Origin of the sequence: Streptomyces sp. NPDC059852 (assembly GCF_042731455.1) — a bacterium.
Lineage (GTDB): Bacteria > Actinomycetota > Actinomycetes > Streptomycetales > Streptomycetaceae > Streptomyces.
In genome coordinates, this window is record NZ_JBHWJK010000033.1 from 1 (window position 1) to 16,009 (window position 16,009).

Here is a 16,009-nt window from a genome sequence, read left to right on the forward strand (position 1 = left end):
CCCCCTCGGAGGGGGCCGGCGCCTTCGTCATGGTGCCTGGACGCCCGCGATGACCTCGGCCGCCGCGCGGCCGCAGACGCGGGCCGCGCCGTGGGTGGCGATGTGCAGGGCGCCGCGCGGGGCGGCCTGGGGGACGCCCATCTCGACCACGATCGTGTCGGGGCGGGCCGTGAGCAGGTCGTCCAGGGCCGTCGCCATCCAGGGATGGCGGTGCTCGTCGCGCACGACCGCCACCAGACGGCTGCCGCCCGCCGCCGCCAGCGCCTCGCGGCCGGCGTCCTCGCCGGTGTGGCTGCCCGTGCGGGTGCCGGGCAGGAGACGGCCCAGGTCCGCCGCCACGCCCCACGGGGTCTCGTCGCCCACGGCGATGTTGGCGACCGGTGTGAAGGCCGCGACGTACGGCGCCTCGGTGAGCGGGGTGAAGGACGCGGCGCCCGTCAGCCGCAGGGCGCGGCGGGCGGCGACCAGGCCGATGTCGGGGCGGGCCTCGGCCGGGTCCGCGGTGGCGGTGGCCGTCCAGCGGGCCAGCTCGCGGACGCGTTCGGCGGCCTCCGCGAGCCGTGCCTCGGGGAGCTCGCCCGAGCGGACGGCCGTGACGAGGGCGTCGCGCAGCCGCCGTACCGTCTCGTCGTCGGCGAGGCCGCCGCCCACGCAGATCGCGTCGGCGCCGGCCGCGATCGCGAGGACGCTGCCGCGCTCGATGCCGTAGGTGGCGGCGATGGCCTGCATCTCCATGCCGTCGGTGACGATGAGGCCGGTGTAGCCGAGTTCGCCGCGCAGCAGCTCGGACAGGACGGCGCGGGACAGGGTCGCCGGGCGGTCCGGGTCCAGGGCGGGGACCAGGATGTGCGCGCTCATCATCGCCCGGGTGCCGGCCGCGATCGCCGCGCGGAACGGGGCGAGTTCACGCTCCGTCAGCACCGAGGCGCCGGCGTCGATGCGGGGCAGGGCGTGGTGGGAGTCGACGGCGGTGTCGCCGTGGCCGGGGAAGTGCTTGGTGCAGGCCGCGACGCCCGCCGACTGGAGGCCGGTGACATAGGCGGCGGTGTGCCGGGCGGCCAGGGCGGTGCCGGCGCCGAAGGAGCGCACGCCGATCACCGGGTTGGCCGGGTTGGAGTTGATGTCGGCCGACGGGGCCCAGTTGAGGTTGACCCCGCAGGCGGCGAGGCGCCGGCCCAGTTCGGCCGCGACCTGCCGGGTGAGCTCCACGTCGTCGACGGCGCCGAGGGCGTGGTTGCCGGGGAAGCTGGAGCCGGAGCGCACCTCGAGCCGCGTCACGTCACCACCCTCCTCGTCGATCGCCACGAGGACGTCGTCGCGCTCGGCGCGCAGCTGGGCGGTGAGGGCCGCCAACTGCTCGGGCGAGGCGATGTTGCGGCCGAACAGTCCGACGGAGGCGAGGCCCTCCCCGAGCCGGCGCAGCAGCCAGTCCGGGGCGGTGGTGCCGGTGAAGCCCGGCTGGAGGACGGTCAGGGCATCGCGCGTGAGCGTGTCGGTGCCGCTGGCGATTGTCGTCATCGGGTGGCGTTATCCCTTCACGGCGCCGGCCGTCAGGCCGCTGACTGCCCTGCGCTGCAGGAAGACGAAGAGGATCAGGATCGGGATGGCGAAGAGGGAGGACGCGGCCATGGTCGCGCCCCAGTCGTTGCCGAACGCGGTCTGGAAGCTGGACAGCCACAGCGGCAGGGTCTGCGACTCCGCCTCCTTGTTCAGCACCAGGACCAGCGGGAACTCGTTCCACGCGGTGATGAAGCCGAACAGGGACGTGGACATCAGCCCCGGCGCGAGCAGCGGCAGGATGACCTTGAGGAAGGCCTGGGAGCGGGTGCAGCCGTCGACCATCGCCGCCTCCTCCAGTTCCCGGGGCACCGCGGCGACGAAGCCCCGCAGCGTCAGGATGGTGAAGGGCAGGATCATCATCATGTAGAAGACCGTCAGCGGCAGCAGGCTGTTGAGCATCGACGCGTCCCGGACGATCATGTACATCGCGATGATCATGACCTCCCAGGGCGCCATCTGGGCCAGCATGAAGCCGATGACGAACCCGCGCCGCCCCTTGAACCGCATCCGGGCGAGGGCGAACGCGCCGGCCAGCGCGACGACCAGGGCGAAGGCGACCGCGCAGACGGTGACGATCAGCGAGTTGGTGACGTAGGTCCAGAAGTGGTCGACGCCGGTGGCCCGCTTGAAGTGCTCGAAGGTGACGTCGGTCGGGAACCAGACCGGGTCCTCGGAGATGATGTCGCCGGTCGGCTTGAAGGCCGTGGCGAACATCCAGTACACGGGGAAGACGAAGCCGATGAACAGGACGACGGCCGTGACGTTGGGCCACAGGCGGCCGAAGAATGAGCGCTTCACAGCTCGTCCTCCTCTTGCTTGAGCACGATCCTGAGGTAGTACGCGGTCAAGCCGAGCAGGATCAGGATGGTCAGGACGGCGATCGCGGCACCCATGCCGTAGTGCTGGTTGCCGACGCCCTCGATGTAGGCGTAGACGGGCAGGATCTCGGTGAGCCGGTCGGGGCCGCCGCCGTTGATGGTGAAGACCTGCACGAACGCCTTGAAGACCCAGATGACCTCGAGGAAGGTCGTGGCGTACAGGAAGGGCCGCAGGAACGGCATGGTCACCGTGGTGAAGCTCTTCCAGACGCCCGCGCCGTCCAGGGACGCGGCCTCGTACAGCTCGCTGGGGATGGTGGTCGTGGCCGCGTAGAGGTTGATCGCGACGAACGGGATGGACATCCACACGATCAGCAGGGTGACCACGAAGAACGTGGACATCTGGCTGCTGGTCCAGCTGTAGTCGGCCATCGAGTGCCAGCCCAGCTTGTCGAGCACCCAGTTGACGACGCCGAAGCGCTGGGCGAACAGCCACTGGTAGACGGTGCTCGCGGCGACCACGGGCATCGCCCAGGCCAGCACGAGCCCCATCATGAGCGTCAGCCGCATCCGCTTGCCGAGACGGGCGAGCAGCAGGCCGATCAGCGTCCCCGCCACCATGATCAGGACGACGTTGACCGCCGTGAACAGGATCGAGCGCAGGGTGACGCGCCAGAAGTCCTCGCCGGTGAGGACCTGCTTGTAGTTCTCGACGCCGTTCCACTCGGTGACGTGCTGGATGAGCTGCGCCATGTTGAGGTTCTGGAACGACAGCAGCACGTCCTTCAGCAGCGGCCAGCCGAGCAGCAGCACGGTGGCCGCGCAGGCCGGCAGCAGCAGGAGGTAGGGGACGAACGCGCCCGCGCGCTTCCCCGTCGCGGGTCTGCGCCCGCCGGGGCCCGGCGTCGTCTTCGCCACGTCCACCGGACCGGAGGGCGGCCGTTCGGTCTGCACGGTCATGCTCGCGATCTCTCTTCTCGACCTACCGGAACGAGGGTGCGGGGGCGGCCCGACGGCCGGCCCCCGCACCCGGTGCCCTTACTGCTGCTGCGCGAGGCGCTTGTTGAACTCGTCCTCGACCTGCTTGGCGGCGGCGGCCGGGGACTTGCCGTTCAGCACGGCGGTCATGTACGTCTTCACCGGGTTCGGCGCGTTCTCCACGGCGGCCCACTCGGGGATCAGCGGCGTGGTGCCGCCGCCCGCGGCGGCCGGCGCGGCGGCCTCGGCGACCTCGTTGCCCTTCAGGTTGCTCTGCAGCGACTCCTTGTTGGGGATGACGCCGTTGAGCTTGGCGAGCTCGCCCTCGTAGGTGTCGGACAGGGCGATCTTCAGGAACTCCTTGGCCAGCTCCTGCTTCTTGCTGCCCGCGGCGACCGCGAGGTTGGAACCGCCGAGGAAGACGCCCTCGGGCTTGTCGGCCGTGGCACCGGGGATGGTGAAGTAGCCGATCTCCTTCTCGATCTTCGGGTTCGCCTTGGTGGCGATGCCGGCCTCCCAGCCCATGCCGATGAAGGCGCCGACGTTGCCCTTGCCGAAGACCTCGCCCTGCTGCGGGGTGGCCTCGTCCTTGTCCTTGGGGGCCTTGGACAGGGCCTGGAACTTCTTGTAGGTCTCCATCGCGGCGGCGACCTTGGGGTCGGCGAGGTTGGAGACGTACTTGCCGTCCTGCTCCTTCACGAGCTGGACGCCCTCACCGATGGTGAGGCCGACGAAGTGGTACCAGTTCTGGCCGGGCAGGTAGATCGGCTCGGCGTCGGTCTTCTCGCCGATCTGCTTGAGGTCGGCGTAGAACTCGTCGCGGGTCTTGGGCGTGTCCTTGATGCCGGCGTCGGCCCAGATCTTCTTGTTGTAGAGCACGACACGGTTGGCGAAGTACCAGGGCGCCGCGTACTGCTTGCCCTCGAAGATCGAGGACTCGTTGAGGGACGCCGTCCACTCGCCGCCGATCTCGTTCTTGAGGTCCGCCAGGTCGGCGAGGCCGCCGGTCTTGGCGTACGCCGGGGTCTGGGTGTTGCCGATCTCGAAGACGTCCGGCGGGTTCTCCTCGGAGAGCGCGGTGGTCAGCTTCTGCTGGATGCCGTTCCACTGCTGGATCTCGAACTTGACCTTGGCCTTGGTCTTCTTCTCGAAAGCCGCGGCGACGTCCTTCTGCCACTGGTCGGGCGAGGAACCGTCCATCACCCACACCGTGAGCGTCTGGCCCGCGTAGCCGTCCGCCCCGGCCTTGCCGTCGCCGTCGCCGTCGTCGCCCCCGCACGCCGCCAGGGAGATCATCATGCCCGCGACACCGATCGCGGATATCAGCCTGCGCTTCACGCCACCCTCCTCAGGGATGCCACAAACCCCCCTGCCTCCCCGCACTAGCGATGGGCCGGGACCTGGACCAATGGTGTAGACCAGTACCCGGAGCTTGGACCAGACCAGAAAGGGTGTCAAGGGTGGTGGAATACGCTCCGACCAGCCGTTATGCGACCTACATATGCAGGAACCTTTAAGTAAGAAACCCTCGAAAATGCGGCTCACAGCCGCCATCAGTCGCTATACCACTGAATTCTGTGGACTAGACCAAACGACGCGGCGACGGTATACAGAACAGATCACGGAGCGTACGGGGACAGGCCCCACACGCGCGTGCCACGATGTGAGCCGCAGCCGGAGCCGGGAAGGCGGAGCATGAGCACCGACGTCAGCAGTGCGGAGAACGAGAGCGGCGTCCCCGTCCGTACCGCCCGCGTGCCCAAGTACTACCGCCTGAAGAAGCACCTCCTCGACATGACGGAGACCCAGGCGCCCGGCACCCCGGTGCCGCCCGAGCGCACGCTCGCCGCCGAGTTCGACACCTCGCGCACGACCGTGCGCCAGGCCCTGCAGGAACTCGTCGTCGAGGGCCGGCTGGAGCGCATCCAGGGCAAGGGCACGTTCGTCGCCAAGCCGAAGGTGTCGCAGGCGCTGCAACTCACCTCGTACACCGAGGACATGCGCGCCCAGGGTCTGGAGCCGACCTCCCAGCTGCTGGACATCGGGTACATCACCGCCGACGACCGCCTGGCCGGCCTGCTCGACATCACGGCCGGCGGCCGGGTGCTGCGCATCGAGCGGCTGCGCATGGCGAACGGCGAGCCGATGGCCATCGAGACCACGCACCTGTCGGCCAAGCGCTTCCCCGCCCTGCGCCGGTCGCTGGTCAAGTACACCTCGCTCTACACCGCGCTCGCCGAGGTCTACGACGTCCACCTCGCCGAGGCCGAGGAGACCATCGAGACCTCCCTGGCCACCCCCCGCGAGGCCGGCCTGCTCGGCACCGACGTGGGCCTGCCGATGCTCATGCTGTCCCGGCACTCCCTGGACCGTGCCGGCCAGCCGGTGGAGTGGGTGCGCTCGGTCTACCGCGGCGACCGGTACAAGTTCGTCGCGCGACTGAAGCGGCCGCAGGACTGAGACGACAACACCGCTGCTCAACGGCCCTGTGCCACGCACACGATTCCTCCACATCCGAACCGTGGCCAAGGCCTTCCGCTGCGGTCGCGCCGTCACCTAGATTGCCCGGGCATTTCACAGGCGATCAACAAGGGGACGGAGCCGTCAGATGTCAGATGCCCCAGAAGTGAGCAGAGGCGTGGTGACGCCGACCCGGGTGGTCATCGGTCTCTGCCTGGCCGCGCCCTTCGTGGCGATGCTGTGGGTGGGTTCGTACGCCAAGACCGACCCGCAGTTCATCGGCATCCCCTTCTTCTACTGGTACCAGATGCTGTGGGTGCTGCTCTCGACGCTGCTGACGATGACGGCGTACAAGCTGTGGCAGCGTGACCAGCGCGCCCGCGCCCCGCGGAAGGGCGGTGCGGCGGAATGAACGACGGCGTGAACGGCGTCGCGCTCGGCGTCTTCATCTTCTTCTTCCTGGCCGTCACGGTCATGGGCTTCCTGGCCGCGCGCTGGCGCAAGGCCGACAACGAGCACAGCCTCGACGAATGGGGCCTGGGCGGCCGGTCGTTCGGCACCTGGGTGACCTGGTTCCTGCTCGGCGGCGACCTGTACACCGCGTACACCTTCGTCGCGGTCCCGGCGGCGATCTACGCGGCCGGCGCGGCGGGCTTCTTCGCGGTGCCGTACACCATCCTGGTCTACCCGCTGATCTTCACGTTCCTGCCGCGGCTGTGGTCGGTCTCGCACAAGCACGGCTATGTGACGACCTCGGACTTCGTGCGCGGACGGTTCGGCTCCAAGAGCCTGTCGCTGGCCGTGGCGGTCACCGGCATCCTGGCGACGATGCCCTACATCGCGCTCCAGCTGGTCGGCATCCAGGCCGTCCTGGACGTGATGGGCGTCGGCGGCGGGGAGAGCACCAACTGGTTCGTCAAGGACCTGCCGCTGCTCATCGCCTTCGGCGTGCTGGCCGCGTACACCTACTCGTCGGGACTGCGCGCCCCCGCGCTGATCGCCTTCGTGAAGGACACGCTGATCTACATCGTCATCGCGGTGGCGATCATCTACATCCCGATCAAGCTCGGCGGCTTCGACGAGATCTTCGCCAAGGCCGGCGACGCCTTCGCGGAGCCGAACCCGGCCACGGGCGCCCCGCGCGGGGCGCTCACCCCGCCCGACGCCACCCAGTGGACGTACGCCACGCTGGCGCTGGGCTCCGCGCTCGCGCTGTTCATGTACCCGCACTCGATCACCGCGACGCTGTCCTCGCGCAGCCGTGAGGTGATCCGGCGCAACACCACGATCCTGCCGCTGTACTCCCTGATGCTGGGCCTGCTGGCCCTGCTGGGCTTCATGGCGATCGCGGCCGGGATCAAGGTGCAGAACGGGCAGCTGGCGATCCCGCAGCTGTTCGAGACCATGTTCCCGGCCTGGTTCGCGGGTGTGGCCTTCGCGGCGATCGGCATCGGCGCGCTGGTGCCGGCGGCGATCATGTCCATCGCGGCGGCGAACCTGTTCACCCGCAACATCTACAAGGACTTCATCAAGCCCGACGCGACACCCAAGCAGGAAACCGCGGTCTCCAAGATCGTGTCGCTGCTGGTGAAGGTGGGCGCCCTGGTCTTCGTCCTCACCATGGACAAGACGGTCGCCATCAACTTCCAGCTGCTGGGCGGCATCTGGATCCTCCAGACCTTCCCGGCCCTGGTCGGCGGCCTGTTCACCCGCTGGTTCCACCGCTGGGCCCTGCTGGCCGGCTGGGCGGTCGGCATGGTCTACGGCACGCTCGCCGCGTACGGGGTGGCGACCCCGGCGCAGAAGCACTTCGGCGGCTCCTCCAAGGAGATCCCGGGCATCGGCGAGATCGGCTACATCGGCCTGACCGCGTTCGTGCTCAACGTGCTGGTCACCGTCGTCCTGACGTTCGTCCTGAGGGCCGCGAAGGCCCCCGACGGCGTCGACGAGACGAAGCCGGAGGACTACACGGCGGACGCGGGCGACCCCGGCGTCCAGGTGGAGCTGCCGCCGGCCACGGCGGGCACCTCCCACTGAACCAGCGGGAAGCGGCGGGCCGTCGGAGAAATCCGGCGGCCCGCCGCCCTGTGCCTACGGCAGACTCGGCGGCATGGACATCGTGATCCGGCCGGCGGACCCCGGCGAGTACGGCCTTCTGGGCGAGATCACCGCACGGGCCTACCTCCAGGACGGCCTCCTCGACTTCGGCGAGGACGACGCCTATCTCGGCGAGCTGAAGGACGTGGCCAAGCGCGCGGCGGCCGCCCAGGTGCTCGTGGCCGTCGAGCACGGCCGCGTCCTCGGCGGTGTGACCTTCGTCCCCGACGGCGGCCCGATGGCCGATCTGGCGGGCCCCGGCGAGGCGGAGATCCGTATGCTCGCCGTCGACCACGCGGCCCGGGGCCGTGGCGCCGGCGAGGCGCTCGTGCGCGCCTGCGTGGAGCGCGCCCGGGCCACGGCGGGCTGTGTGCGCGTGATCCTCTCCTCCCAGCGCGCCATGCACGGCGCCCATCGCCTCTACGAGCGCCTGGGCTTCGTCCGCACACCGGAACGGGACTGGAACCCGCTGCCGGAGCTGACCGACCTCACGCTCATCACCTATGAGTTGACGCTCTGACACCAGTACGCCACAACATCTAGGGGTGGCGCGGCAGGCGAGCACAAGATGTATGCTCATGCTCGCTGTCGCCGCAGGGGAATCCGGTGCGAATCCGGAACTGTCCCGCAACGGTGTACTTGTGCATGTCTCATGCGCTTCGTCAGTCCGAGGACCTGCCGACAGTGCGTCCCGGCCACCCGGCCGGTGCGCTCCGACGTCCGGGCCTCGTGGAATGGGCCGGTGGACGCGACGCCCCGTGCGCTCGTGAGCTGCCCCCTGCCCTCCGCAAGGCCCTGTGCCGAGCGAGGGAGAGCCTCACGTGACGATCGCGCCAGCCGAACCGGCCTCAGCGGCGGCCGAACCGGGCAACGACGGTCCCGGTGCCGCGCTGCTGCGGACCCTGACCGAGCTGACCGCCGACCTCCCCGACGCCGACCCCGGCCGGGTCGCCGCCGCCGCGCTGCGCGGCCGGTCCGCCCGGGCCGACGAGACCGAGCTGCGCGAGCTCGCCACCGATGCGGCGGCCGGGCTCATCTCCGAGGACCCCGCGTACAGCCGGCTGGCCGCGCGGCTGCTCACCCTCTCCATCGCCGCCGAGGCGGCCTCGCAGGGCGTCACGACCTTCACCGAGTCTGTCGCGACCGGCCACCGCGAGGGCCTCGTCGCCGACCGGACCGCCGCGTTCGCCCGGACGCACGCCACCCGGCTCGACGCGCTCGTCGACCCCGCCGCCGACGACCGGTTCGGCTACTTCGGGCTGCGCACCCTGCACAGCCGCTATCTGCTGCGGCACCCGCTCACCCGCAAGGTGATCGAGACGCCCCAGCACTTCCTGCTGCGCGTCGCCGCCGGTCTCGCCGCGGACGACACCGCCGGGGCGGTGGACGAGGTCGCCGCGCTCTACCGGCTGATGAGCCGCCTGGAGTACCTGCCGTCCTCCCCCACGCTCTTCAACTCCGGTACCCGGCACCCCCAGATGTCGTCCTGCTACCTCCTGGACTCCCCCAAGGACGAGCTGGACTCGATCTACGACCGCTACCACCAGGTCGCGCGCCTCTCCAAGCACGCGGGCGGCATCGGTCTGTCGTACTCCCGCGTCCGCGCCCGGGGTTCGCTGATCCGGGGCACCAACGGGCACTCCAACGGCATCGTGCCGTTCCTGAAGACGCTGGACGCCTCGGTCGCCGCCGTGAACCAGGGCGGCCGGCGCAAGGGCGCCGCCGCGGTCTACCTGGAGACCTGGCACTCCGACATCGAGGAGTTCCTGGAGCTGCGGGACAACACCGGTGAGGACGCCCGCCGTACGCACAACCTGAACCTCGCGCACTGGGTGCCGGACGAGTTCATGCGCCGGGTGGAGGCCGACGGGTCCTGGAGCCTGTTCTCCCCCGCCGACGTGCCCGAACTGGTCGACCTGTGGGGCGAGGAGTTCGACGCCGCGTACCGCGAGGCGGAGCGCGCGGGGCTGGCCCGCAAGACCCTCCCGGCCCGGGAGCTGTACGGCCGCATGATGCGCACCCTCGCGCAGACCGGCAACGGCTGGATGACCTTCAAGGACGCCGCCAACCGCACCGCCAACCAGACCGCCCTGCCCGGCCACGTCGTGCACTCCTCCAACCTGTGCACCGAGATCCTGGAGGTCACGGACGACGGGGAGACGGCGGTCTGCAACCTGGGCTCGGTCAACCTCGGCGCCTTCGTGCGGGACGGGGACATCGACTGGGAGCGCCTGGACGAGACGGTCCACACGGCCGTCACGTTCCTCGACCGGGTCGTGGACATCAACTACTACCCGACCGAGCAGGCCGGCCGCTCCAACGCCCGGTGGCGTCCGGTGGGCCTGGGCGCGATGGGCCTCCAGGACGTCTTCTTCCAGCTGCGGCTGCCCTTCGACTCCGCCGAGGCCAAAGCGCTGTCCACCCGGATCGCCGAGCGGATCATGCTCGCCGCGTACGAGGCGTCCGCCGGCCTCGCCGAGCGCGAGGGCCCGCTGCCGGCCTGGGAGAAGACGCGGACCGCGCGGGGCGTGCTGCACCCCGACCACTACGACGTCGAGCTCGCCTGGCCCGAGCGCTGGGCCGCGCTGCGCGAGCGGATCGCCGGGACCGGGCTGCGCAACTCCCTGCTGCTGGCGATCGCGCCCACCGCCACGATCGCGTCGATCGCCGGTGTCTACGAGTGCATCGAGCCACAGGTCTCCAACCTGTTCAAGCGCGAGACCCTGTCCGGAGAGTTCCTGCAGGTCAACTCCTATCTGGTCGAGGAGCTGAAGCGGCTCGGCGTGTGGGACGCCCGCACCCGCGAGGCGCTGCGCGAGGCCAACGGCTCGGTGCAGGACTTCGCCTGGATCCCGGCGGACGTACGGGCGCTCTACCGCACGGCCTGGGAGATCCCGCAGCGCGGCCTGATCGACATGGCGGCGGCACGCACCCCGTTCCTCGACCAGTCGCAGTCCCTGAACCTGTTCCTGGAGACGCCGACCATCGGCAAGCTCTCCTCGATGTACGCGTACGCCTGGAAGCAGGGACTGAAGACGACGTACTACCTGCGCTCACGCCCGGCGACGAGGATCGCCCGCGCGGCCCGCGCCACCGTCCCCGTCCAGCAGGTCACCGACCCCGACGCGGTCGCCTGCTCCCTTGAGAACCCCGAGTCCTGCGAGGCCTGCCAGTGATGACCCGTACCCAGAACCTTCTCGACCCCGGCTTCGAGCTGACCCTGCGCCCCATGCGCTACCCGGACTTCTACGAGCGCTACCGGGACGCCATCAAGAACACCTGGACCGTGGAGGAGGTCGACCTCCACTCGGACGTGGCCGACCTGGCGAAGCTGACCCCGGCCGAACAGCACCTGATCGGGCGGCTGGTGGCGTTCTTCGCGACCGGTGACTCGATCGTCGCGAACAACCTGGTGCTGACGCTGTACAAGCACATCAACTCCCCCGAGGCGCGGCTGTACCTCTCGCGCCAGCTGTTCGAGGAGGCCGTGCACGTCCAGTTCTATCTGACGCTGCTCGACACCTACCTCCCCGATCCGGAGGACCGGGCGGCGGCGTTCGCGGCGGTGGAGAACATCCCGTCGATCCGTGAGAAGGCCGGCTTCTGCTTCAAGTGGATCAACGAGGTGGAGAAGCTGGACCGCCTGGAGTCACAGGCCGACCGCCGGCGGTTCCTGCTCAACCTGATCTGCTTCGCGGCCTGCATCGAGGGTCTGTTCTTCTACGGCGCCTTCGCCTACGTCTACTGGTTCCGCAGCCGGGGCCTGCTGCACGGCCTCGCGACCGGCACCAACTGGGTGTTCCGGGACGAGACCATGCACATGTCGTTCGCGTTCGACGTGGTCGACACCGTCCGCAAGGAGGAGCCGGAGCTATTCGACGACCGGCTCGGGGAGCAGGTCACCGACATGCTCAGGGAGGCCGTCGAGGCCGAGCTGCAGTTCGCGCGCGACCTGTGCGGGGACGGCCTCCCGGGCATGAACACCGACTCGATGCGGCAGTACCTGGAGTGTGTCGCCGACCAGCGGCTGACCCGCCTCGGCTTCGCTCCGGTGTACGGCTCCGAGAACCCCTTCTCCTTCATGGAGCTGCAGGGGGTTCAGGAGTTGACCAACTTCTTCGAGCGGCGTCCCTCGGCGTACCAGGTGGCGGTGGAGGGCACCGTCGACCTGGACGAGGACTTCTGAGTCCGGACCGCGTCGCGCTCCTGGGCCTCCCTGATCTGACGGTCGATGCGGCGGTCGTGCACGATCCCGATCACCGACGGGAGGACCAGGAGGACGAACATCCCGAGCACGACGGCCATGGCGAGCAGTGTCTGTGTCTGTTCCGTAGTCATGACACCACTGTCGCGCCGGACACTCCTGTCGAACAGTGGCAGGACTGCCGCGCACCCTCGATTTACTGCCATCCGCGCGGCACAATGGCAGCATGCTGAAGAACGTGGCGGCCGTCCTGCTGGACGGCGTACACCCCTTCGAACTCGGCGTGGTCTGCGAGGTGTTCGGCATCGACCGCAGCGACGAGGGCCTGCCCACGTACGACTTCGCGGTCGCCTCGGCCGAGGGGCCGACGCTGGGCACCCACACCGGTGGGCTGACCCTCTCCACACCGTACGGACTGGAGCGGCTGGAGGAGGCGGACCTGATCGCGGTGCCCGCGGGCGACGACTACGTCACCCGTGACTTCCCGCCCGAGCTGCTGGACGCCCTGGTCAGAGCGGTCGACCGGGGCGCCCGGGTGCTCAGCGTCTGCTCCGGCGTCTTCCTGCTGGGGGCGGCGGGGCTGCTCGACGGGCGGCGGTGCAGCGTGCACTGGCGGCACGCCGAGGAGCTGGCCCGGCGGCACCCCCGCACGACGGTCGAGCCCGACGTGCTGTACGTCGACGAGGGGCCGGTGATCACCAGCGCCGGCACCGCCGCCGGGATCGACGCCTGTCTGCACCTGGTGCGGCAGGAACAGGGCACGGAGATCGCCAACAAGATCGCCCGGCGCATGGTCGTGCCGCCGCACCGGGACGGCGGCCAGGCCCAGTACATCGAGCGGCCGCTGCCCGTCTCCTCGTGCGACACGGTCGGCGAGGTGCTGGCCTGGATGGAACGGCACCTCGACGAGGACGTCACCGTGGAGCAGCTCGCCGAACGCGCGCTGATGTCCCCACGGACCTTCGCCCGCCGCTTCCAGCAGGAGACCGGCACCACCCCCTACCGCTGGATCCTGCGGCAACGGGTCCTGCTGGCCCAGCAGTTGCTGGAGGCGACGGACGAGACGGTGGACGCGATCGCCGGCCGGACCGGGTTCGGCACGGCGGCAGCGCTGCGCCACCAGTTCGTACGGGCCCTCGGGACGACCCCCCAGGCGTACCGGCGGACGTTCCAGGGCCCCGAGGCCGCCTAGCCGCGGGGCATCGTCCGCAGCCTGAGGTCGTGCGGGTGGAGGGTGATGCCGACCCGGGTGCCGTCCTTGGAGCCGGGGGCCTGCTCGAAGCGGTACGACGTCGCCAGGGCCGCCGTGACGAGGGTCAGCAGCGCCATCGAGAAGTGGTCGCTCGGGCACTTGCGGTTGCCGACGCCGAACGGGGCCATGGCGTGCTTCGGCACCTCCTTCGCCCGCTCCGGGAGCCAGCGGTCCGGGTCGAACCGGAGGTGGTCGGCGTACGACCGCGGATCGCGCTGGACCGCGTACGGGCTGTAGACGATGTCGGACCCGGCCGGAATGCGATAGCCACCGAGTTCCGTGTCCGTGACCGCGCGCCGGGTGAGAATCCAGATCGCGGGCCGCAGCCGCATTGCCTCCACGACGACATTGTTGGTGTGCCGCAGGCCGCGGACGTCCTCGAATGCCACCGGCCGTCCCTTGGTCATGGATTCAACTTCCGCCCGCACCTTGTCGGCGTGTTCCGGGTGCTCGGCGAGGACGTGGAGCAGCCACATGATCGTGGATCCCACGGTTTCGGCGCCCGCGGTGAGAATGGCCACGACCTGATCGTGGATCTCCTGCTCCCCAATCGGGTCGCCATTCCCGTCCGTGGCCTCCAGCAATGCCGTCAGCAAATCGTTCGGCTTTTGACCGGATGCCCGGCGTTCGGCGACGATCTCGTCGACGATGAGATGGAAGTCGGCCAGGGCGCCGTTGAATCGGCGGTTGGCCGGAAGGGGCAGCCTGTAAAGCGGCCCGAGCGGGATCACCATCCGCCGGTACATGCCCCGGAAGAGCGTGTCGAGCGCCGCGGACAGCCGTTCGGCGCGCTCGTCCATGTACGCCCCGCGCAGCAGGCAGCGGGCGGCGACGCGCACGGCGATCCGGAACGCCTCGGTGGTGCAGTCGATGATCTCGCCGGCCGTCCAGCGCCCGGTGAGCGCGTGGGCCTCCTCCTCCATGACCGGCGCGTAGCCGGGGATGGCGTCGAGCCGGAAGGCGGGTTGCATGGTGCGGCGCTGACGGCGGTGGCGGGGGCCGTTCGCGGTGGCCACGCCCTCCTTGCCGAGCAGGTCCTCCAGCGACTCCCACAGCGGCCCGGCGATCTCGAAGTCGGTGCTCAGCGCCAGCGCGCCGGTCAGCTCGGGGGTGGTGACGGCGTACAGCGTCTTCGGGCCGAGCTTGATCCGGACGACGTCGCCGTGGTCCCGCAGCCCGGACATGAAGGCGAGCGGGTCGCGGACCATCCGCCAGGCGTGGCGCAGCACGGGGATCCCGCCGCCGGCGAGGGGCGGCTCCCGCAGTTCGGAGGAGGGACGGGAGTCTGTCGTGGGCTGCGTGGACTCGACGGTCATTTCTCACCTGCCGCTTCGTTGCTGACGTACGGGGGCGTGGACCGGTCGTCCCAGCTGTCGACCTTGTACCGGCCGGACTCGTGGTGGAACCAGTAGACGGAGCTGAACCAGTTGCGCATGTCGCCGACGCAGGTGCGCACGGCGGCACCGAGTTCCTTTCCGTGCCGGGTGCCGTCGGAGAGGGAGTCGGCGAATTCCAGGGCCTCGCGTTCGGCGACGAGGAATTCGGAGACACAGGTGTCGACGCGTCGCCGCATTTCCGCGACCGCCTCCTCCAGGGTCAGCCGTTCATGGGTGACGAGACTGATGCCGAGATTGTGGACCTCGTCGCCCGCTATTTCCTTCGGCAGCGAGCAGAGGTCGTTGTACCAGGCGGCGAAATCCTGACTCAGTAATGCGGCCCGCGCATAGGCGGGATGTTTCCGTACCGGGTCCGGGAGTTCCAGCTGAGCGCTCGGCTCCAGCAGATCGGTCCAGATCCGGTGGGCGAAGGTGAGACGGCGCAGCGCGAGGTATTCCTCGACGGTGGGAATGCGGCCCTCGGTGCGGTTCGCGAATTCCCGGTCGTACGCCTCGATCACCGCGTGGAAGTGGCGGGCGAAGCGGGTGTTCCAGGTGGGGGACAGGAACGAGTAGAGCCGCACCAGGCTGTCGGCGAGGCCCGCGACCAGCGGATCGGCGTGCCGGAGGTGGCTCTCGGGCGCGTCGAGGGCGGCGTGCAGCCGCATCCGCAGGCGCCGCCAGTCGGCCGGGCGGCGGTGGACGATGTCCCGGTCGTGCCGGTCGTCCCAGACGAAGAACCACGCGCTGTAGTCGGCTATCGCCTGCAGGACGTCCTCGGGGGCCTCGGTGTAGTACCCCGCCATGAGGTCCGTGTAGCACAGGCCGTCGGCATGCTCTTCGACCTTGTCGGCCGGCATGAGCCGCTTTTCCAGGAGCCAGGTGCGGGTCTTCTCCTGGAGCCGGGGCCAATAGGGATGGAGTTGCCTGGGAAACGCTTCCTCGATCACCGGAAGGGAGAGCGATGGCGGAACCTGTACCGCCGTCGGTGTCGATGTGGTGCCGCGTGAGAAAGCATGCACGAACAAACCCCTCTCAGGCCGCCAGTCGGTCACGCCCCCCACTGCGCCGGGCGTGCACCGTCGTGTATCCCCGCTCTTCCATTCAGCACCACAACTGACCGTTCTGGGAACGGATTTGCATCATTCACTACCCCTACAGGACCGCCGTCCCGCTGTCACCGGGAGAACGCGGTCGAACAGGTGACGGGCATACGAACGGCGCCCGCCCAAGACAGAGGTCACGGGGGGGCGCCGTACGGAAG

The 16,009-nt window shown here is 69.6% G+C and carries 14 protein-coding genes and 1 riboswitch; of the genes, 7 read left to right on the forward strand and 7 right to left on the reverse strand.

Features of this window, described 5'->3' with window-relative positions; translation table 11 throughout:
- Nucleotides 1-27: 27 nt before the first annotated feature.
- From ACFV46_RS30000 to ACFV46_RS30015, 4 genes are all read right to left on the reverse strand, one after another.
- Nucleotides 28-1,518: a glycoside hydrolase family 3 protein gene (locus ACFV46_RS30000; protein WP_385500541.1), complete on the reverse strand. Its 1,491-nt coding sequence runs from the start codon at nucleotides 1,516-1,518 to the stop codon at nucleotides 28-30.
- Between the two features lie 9 nt (nucleotides 1,519-1,527).
- Nucleotides 1,528-2,358: a carbohydrate ABC transporter permease gene (locus ACFV46_RS30005; protein WP_385500542.1), complete on the reverse strand. Its 831-nt coding sequence runs from the start codon at nucleotides 2,356-2,358 to the stop codon at nucleotides 1,528-1,530.
- Nucleotides 2,355-3,338, reverse strand: a complete 984-nt coding sequence (locus ACFV46_RS30010; protein ID WP_283286261.1) for a carbohydrate ABC transporter permease — start codon at nucleotides 3,336-3,338, stop codon at nucleotides 2,355-2,357. The genes ACFV46_RS30005 and ACFV46_RS30010 overlap by 4 nt, the downstream gene beginning before the upstream one ends.
- Nucleotides 3,339-3,416: 78 nt before the next feature.
- On the reverse strand, nucleotides 3,417-4,694 hold the full coding sequence (locus ACFV46_RS30015) for an extracellular solute-binding protein (RefSeq protein ID WP_385500543.1): 1,278 nt from the start codon (nucleotides 4,692-4,694) through the stop codon (nucleotides 3,417-3,419).
- Between the two features lie 357 nt (nucleotides 4,695-5,051).
- Between ACFV46_RS30015 and ACFV46_RS30020 the strand changes: the two genes are divergently transcribed.
- From ACFV46_RS30020 to ACFV46_RS30045, 6 genes are all read left to right on the forward strand, one after another.
- Nucleotides 5,052-5,816, forward strand: a complete 765-nt coding sequence (locus tag ACFV46_RS30020) for a GntR family transcriptional regulator (protein WP_376729098.1) — start codon at nucleotides 5,052-5,054, stop codon at nucleotides 5,814-5,816.
- Between the two features lie 148 nt (nucleotides 5,817-5,964).
- Entirely contained in the window at nucleotides 5,965-6,228 is a 264-nt protein-coding gene (locus tag ACFV46_RS30025) for a DUF3311 domain-containing protein (protein ID WP_361925920.1), read from the forward strand.
- Nucleotides 6,225-7,853: a monocarboxylate uptake permease MctP gene (mctP, locus tag ACFV46_RS30030; RefSeq protein ID WP_361925919.1), complete on the forward strand. Its 1,629-nt coding sequence runs from the start codon at nucleotides 6,225-6,227 to the stop codon at nucleotides 7,851-7,853. The genes ACFV46_RS30025 and mctP overlap by 4 nt, the downstream gene beginning before the upstream one ends.
- A gap of 73 nt (nucleotides 7,854-7,926) precedes the next feature.
- The gene (locus tag ACFV46_RS30035; protein WP_385500544.1) at nucleotides 7,927-8,433 is read left to right on the forward strand and encodes a GNAT family N-acetyltransferase; all 507 of its coding nucleotides are present in this window, start codon (nucleotides 7,927-7,929) and stop codon (nucleotides 8,431-8,433) included.
- 45 nt (nucleotides 8,434-8,478) lie between these two features.
- Nucleotides 8,479-8,611, forward strand: a riboswitch (cobalamin riboswitch).
- Between the two features lie 123 nt (nucleotides 8,612-8,734).
- Nucleotides 8,735-11,089 (forward strand): ribonucleoside-diphosphate reductase subunit alpha, encoded by a 2,355-nt coding sequence (locus tag ACFV46_RS30040; protein WP_385500545.1) that lies wholly within the window; start codon nucleotides 8,735-8,737, stop codon nucleotides 11,087-11,089.
- Nucleotides 11,089-12,099, forward strand: a complete 1,011-nt coding sequence (locus ACFV46_RS30045; protein ID WP_376729095.1) for a ribonucleotide-diphosphate reductase subunit beta — start codon at nucleotides 11,089-11,091, stop codon at nucleotides 12,097-12,099. The genes ACFV46_RS30040 and ACFV46_RS30045 overlap by 1 nt, the downstream gene beginning before the upstream one ends.
- On the opposite strand, the gene ACFV46_RS30050 is transcribed toward ACFV46_RS30045, so the two are convergent.
- A complete protein-coding gene (locus ACFV46_RS30050; RefSeq protein WP_062668204.1) occupies nucleotides 12,012-12,251 on the reverse strand; it encodes a hypothetical protein in 240 nt (79 codons plus the stop codon). The genes ACFV46_RS30045 and ACFV46_RS30050 overlap by 88 nt on opposite strands.
- Before the next feature lie 92 nt (nucleotides 12,252-12,343).
- Here ACFV46_RS30050 and ACFV46_RS30055 point away from each other — a divergent pair, with 92 nt between their 5' ends.
- A complete protein-coding gene (locus ACFV46_RS30055) occupies nucleotides 12,344-13,309 on the forward strand; it encodes a helix-turn-helix domain-containing protein (RefSeq protein WP_361925912.1) in 966 nt (321 codons plus the stop codon).
- Here ACFV46_RS30055 and ACFV46_RS30060 read toward each other — a convergent pair.
- Both ACFV46_RS30060 and cyc1 read right to left on the reverse strand, forming a co-directional pair.
- Nucleotides 13,306-14,685: a cytochrome P450 gene (locus ACFV46_RS30060; RefSeq protein WP_385500547.1), complete on the reverse strand. Its 1,380-nt coding sequence runs from the start codon at nucleotides 14,683-14,685 to the stop codon at nucleotides 13,306-13,308. The two genes, ACFV46_RS30055 and ACFV46_RS30060, sit on opposite strands and share 4 nt — an antisense overlap.
- Entirely contained in the window at nucleotides 14,682-15,767 is a 1,086-nt protein-coding gene (gene cyc1, locus ACFV46_RS30065; protein WP_376729093.1) for an epi-isozizaene synthase, read from the reverse strand. The genes ACFV46_RS30060 and cyc1 overlap by 4 nt, the downstream gene beginning before the upstream one ends.
- Nucleotides 15,768-16,009: the final 242 nt, after the last annotated feature.

Coding starts and splice junctions, on each gene's coding strand:
- ACFV46_RS30000 (WP_385500541.1), bottom strand. CDS start 1,518: ATGACGACAATCGCCAGCGGCACCGACACGCTCACGCGCGATGCCCTG.
- ACFV46_RS30010 (WP_283286261.1), bottom strand. CDS start 3,338: ATGACCGTGCAGACCGAACGGCCGCCCTCCGGTCCGGTGGACGTGGCG.
- ACFV46_RS30020 (WP_376729098.1), top strand. CDS start 5,052: ATGAGCACCGACGTCAGCAGTGCGGAGAACGAGAGCGGCGTCCCCGTC.
- ACFV46_RS30025 (WP_361925920.1), top strand. CDS start 5,965: ATGTCAGATGCCCCAGAAGTGAGCAGAGGCGTGGTGACGCCGACCCGG.
- mctP (WP_361925919.1), top strand. CDS start 6,225: ATGAACGACGGCGTGAACGGCGTCGCGCTCGGCGTCTTCATCTTCTTC.
- ACFV46_RS30035 (WP_385500544.1), top strand. CDS start 7,927: ATGGACATCGTGATCCGGCCGGCGGACCCCGGCGAGTACGGCCTTCTG.
- ACFV46_RS30045 (WP_376729095.1), top strand. CDS start 11,089: ATGACCCGTACCCAGAACCTTCTCGACCCCGGCTTCGAGCTGACCCTG.
- ACFV46_RS30050 (WP_062668204.1), bottom strand. CDS start 12,251: ATGACTACGGAACAGACACAGACACTGCTCGCCATGGCCGTCGTGCTC.
- ACFV46_RS30055 (WP_361925912.1), top strand. CDS start 12,344: ATGCTGAAGAACGTGGCGGCCGTCCTGCTGGACGGCGTACACCCCTTC.
- ACFV46_RS30060 (WP_385500547.1), bottom strand. CDS start 14,685: ATGACCGTCGAGTCCACGCAGCCCACGACAGACTCCCGTCCCTCCTCC.